Origin of the sequence: Desertihabitans aurantiacus (assembly GCF_003344635.1) — a bacterium.
In the GTDB taxonomy this organism is placed as follows: domain Bacteria; phylum Actinomycetota; class Actinomycetes; order Propionibacteriales; family Propionibacteriaceae; genus Desertihabitans; species Desertihabitans aurantiacus.
In genome coordinates this window covers 1-4199 of sequence record NZ_QPKK01000301.1, presented here as the reverse complement: position 1 = coordinate 4199, position 4199 = coordinate 1, and the positions used below count along the sequence as shown (strand labels likewise).

6 protein-coding genes are annotated in these 4199 nt (G+C 72.4%); all 6 read left to right on the top strand.

Going from position 1 to position 4199, the window contains the following annotated elements; genetic code table 11:
* Positions 1 to 531: hypothetical protein (locus DVA66_RS21050; RefSeq protein ID WP_232822046.1), on the top strand; the 531-nt coding region annotated here is incomplete at its 5' end.
* The gene (locus DVA66_RS17720) at positions 528 to 1244 is read left to right on the top strand and encodes a class E sortase (protein WP_114561239.1); all 717 of its coding nucleotides are present in this window, start codon (positions 528 to 530) and stop codon (positions 1242 to 1244) included. The genes DVA66_RS21050 and DVA66_RS17720, both read left to right, overlap by 4 nt.
* An 83-nt stretch (positions 1245 to 1327) precedes the next feature.
* Positions 1328 to 2164: a LemA family protein gene (locus DVA66_RS17715; RefSeq protein WP_114561238.1), complete on the top strand. Its 837-nt coding sequence runs from the start codon at positions 1328 to 1330 to the stop codon at positions 2162 to 2164.
* Positions 2161 to 2778 (top strand): TrmH family RNA methyltransferase, encoded by a 618-nt coding sequence (locus tag DVA66_RS17710; protein WP_114561237.1) that lies wholly within the window; start codon positions 2161 to 2163, stop codon positions 2776 to 2778. The genes DVA66_RS17715 and DVA66_RS17710 overlap by 4 nt, the downstream gene beginning before the upstream one ends.
* A 91-nt stretch (positions 2779 to 2869) precedes the next feature.
* A complete protein-coding gene (locus DVA66_RS17705) occupies positions 2870 to 3613 on the top strand; it encodes a GntR family transcriptional regulator (RefSeq protein WP_114561236.1) in 744 nt (247 codons plus the stop codon).
* Positions 3614 to 3701: 88 nt separating this feature from the next.
* A complete protein-coding gene (locus tag DVA66_RS17700) occupies positions 3702 to 4133 on the top strand; it encodes an organic hydroperoxide resistance protein (RefSeq protein ID WP_114128216.1) in 432 nt (143 codons plus the stop codon).
* Positions 4134 to 4199 lie beyond the last annotated feature (66 nt).

The following is a 4199-nucleotide window of genomic DNA, read 5'->3' as shown; positions in this document are numbered from 1 at the left end:
CAGCCGCCGCAGCCGCCGCAGCCGCCGCAGGTCCTGCCGCCGCCCCACCTCCCGCCACCGCAGGCGCTCCCGGGCCCGGGCGCCGCGCCGGCGCAGCGTCCGTTCGCGCTCACCGTCTCGGCCGTGCTGACCGTCACCGCCGGCCTGCAGGTCGCGGGCGCGGTCGCCTTCGTCTGGCTGCTGCTCACCGCGCTCACCAGCGCGCTGGACTACCAGGACCCGATCGAGTCCGGCCTGTACCACCTGCTCACCCGCGCCAGCCTGAGCCTGCAGCAGGGGCTGTGGGTGCCGCTCATCGGGCTGCCCCTGCTCGCGGTGGTGGCAGGGTTCTGCCTCCCCGTGCGGCGCGCCTGGCCGCGGCTGGTGACCACCGTGCTCGGCGCCGGGGCCGTGGCCTGGCTGCTGTGGTGGCAGCCCGACCAGCTGGTGTGGCTGAGCGTCCCGGTCGGCTACATCGCCCTCTGTGTGCTTCTGCTGTGGACGCCGGCCGTGACAGGCTGGCTCCGGTCCCGACCCGAGGAGTCCCGATGACCGTCCAGGAGGCGCCCCGCCGCGCCGAACGCCCGACCCGGCGGCAGCCCCGCAACACCGCCCTCACCGTCTTCGGGGTGGGTCTGCTGGTGATCGGGCTGGCCTGCCTCGGCTACGTCGGCTACCAGTTCTTCGGCACCAACATCGCCTCCCAGCAGGCCTACGAGGAAACCACCGAGCGGCTCGAACGGGAGTGGGCCGAACCCGCACCCGACGCCGGCGAGGACGAGGAGGAGGACCAGCAGGGCGGGACGCCCGCGGTCCGGATCCCCGGCGACGCCATCGGGCTGCTGCGCATCCCCGACCTCGGCCCCGACTACGTGGTGCCGATCCTCACCGGCACCGACGTGGACACCCTCACCCGCGGCGTCGGCTGGTACGACTCCTCGGTCGGTCCCGGCGAGCTCGGCAACTTCGCCGTGGCCGGGCACCGGGTCACCCACGGCGAGCCGTTCCGCCAGCTGCTCGAGCTCGACGAGGGCGCCGAGATCGAGGTGGAGACCCGCGACGCGATCTACACCTACCGGTTGCTCACCGCCCCCCGCGACCTCACCGTCAACGACACCGAGACGTGGGTGCTGCAGCCCGACCCGGTCAACCGCAGCAACGAGGCCACCCGCGAGATCATGACGCTCACCACCTGCCAGGACTTCTTCCACTCCCCGGACCGCTCCGTGGCCTTCGCCGAGCTGGTCGAGACCTCCAACAAGTAGGACGCGCCCGGGTGCGGCGACGGCGACCTCCCACGCCGATAGGCTGACGCCTGCCCGCACGGCAACCGGAAGGCTGGAACGTCATGGATGCACTGGTCATCGTCATCGTCGTCCTCGTGGTGCTGCTGGTGGTCCTCGGGATCGCCGCCATCGCGATGTACAACGGGTTCGTCCGCAACCGGAACCTCATCCAGGAGTCCTGGCGCCAGATCGACGTCGAGCTGAACCGGCGCTACGAGCTGATCCCCAACCTGGTCGAGACCGTGCGCGCCTTCGCCGCCCACGAGCGCAACACGCTGGAGGACGTCACCCGGCTGCGCAACGAGGCCCAGTCGGTCGCCAGCCACGAGTCGGGGCTGCCCTCGGAGCAGCGCTCGCAGGTGGAGGAGCAGCTCTCCGGCGCGGTGCGCAACCTCATCGTCAGCGTGGAGGCCTACCCCGAGCTGCGCAGCAACGTGAACTTCCTCGAGCTGCAGAAGCAGCTGGCCGAGACCGAGGACCGGATCGCGGCCGGCCGACGCTTCTACAACGCCAACGTCCGCGCCTACAACACCAAGGTCGACTCGGTCCCGAGCAACATCATCGCCGGCATGTTCAACTTCGAGAAGGCCACCTACTTCGAGGTCAACGACCCGCAGGTGCGCCAGGCCCCCGACGTCAGCTTCGGCGAGATCGCCTACCGCGGCGAGCAGCAGCAGCGCCCGTCCTCGGCGCCCTCGGCCCCGCCGGTGCAGTCCGACCCGCAGGCCCTGCCCAACCCGAACGCCCAGGCGCCCTACCAGCCGCCGCAGCCGGCGCCCTGGCAGCAGCAGCCGCAGGGCGGCGCGCCGCAGCCCGCGCCGTGGCAGCAGCCCCAGCAGCCCCAGCAGCAGGACCCCCGCCAGCAGCCGCCCGGGCAGGGCTACCAGCCGCCTCGGTGAGCGAGGAGTCCCAGCCCACTGACGGTCCCGGCGTCGGGCCGCACCCGCAGCCCTGGCCGGACGACCCCCGGCTCGACCCCGAGCTGCTGGCCGCCGGCGACTCCCGCAACGTGGTCGACCGGTACCGCTACTGGCGGCTCGAGGCCATCGTGGCCGACCTCGACACCCGCCGCCGGCCGCTGCAGGTGGCGATCCAGAACTTCGCCCACGACTTCAACATCGGCTCGGTGGTGCGCACGGCGAACGCCTTCAACGTCGCCGGCGTGCACGTGGTCGGACGCCGGCGCTGGAACCGGCGCGGGGCCATGGTCACCGACCGCTACCTGCACCTGCACCACCACGAGGACGCCGCCGGGCTGGCCGGCTGGGCCGCGGGTGCCGGCTACACGCTGGTGGGCGTGGACAACCTGCCGGGGGCGGTGCCGCTGGAGACGACCGAGCTGCCCGAGCGCTGCTGCCTGGTCTTCGGCTCGGAGGGGCCCGGGCTGAGCGAGGACCTGGTGGCGGCGTGCAGCGCGCTGGTCGCGATCAGCCAGGACGGGTCCACCCGGTCGCTGAACGCGGGGGCGGCGGCCGCGATCGCGATGTACCACTGGGCGCTGCGCTGGTGCTGAGGCCGGTGCTCGTCGGGGCGGCGGAGGGCCGGAAGGCCTAGAGTGGTATCAACTGGACTGATCGGAGCCCAGTGGACACGGAAGGCCGCAGATGACGGTGAACGACTTCACCTCGCTCCGCTCGCCGACGAAGCGGGCCCAGGTCCGCCACATCCTCAGCCAGCGCATCACCCACGAGCTCCGACCCGGGGACCCGATCCCGTCCGAGCGCACCCTGGTCAAGGACCTCGGCGTCAGCCGGGTGACGGTCCGCCAGGCCATCTCCGACCTGGTGGAGTCCGGACGGCTGGAGCGGGTGCACGGCAAGGGCACCTTTGTCTCCGGGCCCCAGGTCAACTCCCGGCTGCACCTCACCTCCTTCTCCCGCGAGATGCGGGCCCGCGGGCTGGTGCCCGAGACCCGGGTGATCGAGGGCCGGGAGGAGGACGCCACCCCCGAGGTGGCCTCCCAGCTGCAGATCCGCCCCCGCGACCCGGTGGTCCGGGTGGAGCGGCTGCGGCTGGCCGACGGCACCCCGATGGCCTACGAGATCGGCTACTACCCGACCGAGGTGTTCCCCGGCCTGCTGGAGTCCGACCTCAACACCCTCTACGACGTCTTCGCCGCCCGCTACGACGTGGTCATCACCTCCGGTGAGCAGACCGTGCGGGCCGAGGCCGCCGACGCCCACCAGGCGCACATCCTCGAGACCACCAAGCGCGCCCCGCTGCTGGTGCAGGAGCGACTCACCAAGGCCGGTGAGCGGCGGATCGAGTTCGCGACCTCGTGGTACCGCGCCGACCGGTACCGGATCCACATGGCGATCCGCCCGCTGGACACGCCGAGCTCCAACTGAGCCGGGGACACCCGTCGTCCACCTGCCCGTCCCGCACTGTTCTGCCGCGGACGGGAAGAACCGGCGCCGCCGCGGGGTTGCTCTGGTTATGACCAACACTCCGAGCAAGATCGTCTACACCGCCCGCGCCTCCGTCACCGGTGGCCGCACCGGCCGGGCCCGCGCCGAGAGCGGCCGGCTCGACCTCCAGCTCGACCGTCCCCAGGAGCAGGGCGGGAAGGGTGAGGGCACCAACCCCGAGGAGCTCTTCGCCCTCGGCTACGGCGCCTGTTTCCAGGGCGCGCTCGGTGCGGTGGCCGGCAAGCAGGGCATCGACACCTCCGGCTCCGAGCTGGACATCGCCGTCGGCTTCGGCCCCGAGAGCAACTCCTTCGGGTTGGCCGTCGACATCACCGTGACCATCCCCGGTGTCGACGACGAGACCGCCCAGCAGCTCGTCGAGGCGGCCCACCAGTTCTGCCCGTACTCCAAGGCCACCCGCGGCAACATCCCGGTCACCGTGACCGGCAAGGCCGCCTGAGACGCCGATCCGGACGTCCGCACCGACGGCCGCCGTCCCCGCCCTCCGCGGCGGGACGGCGGCCGT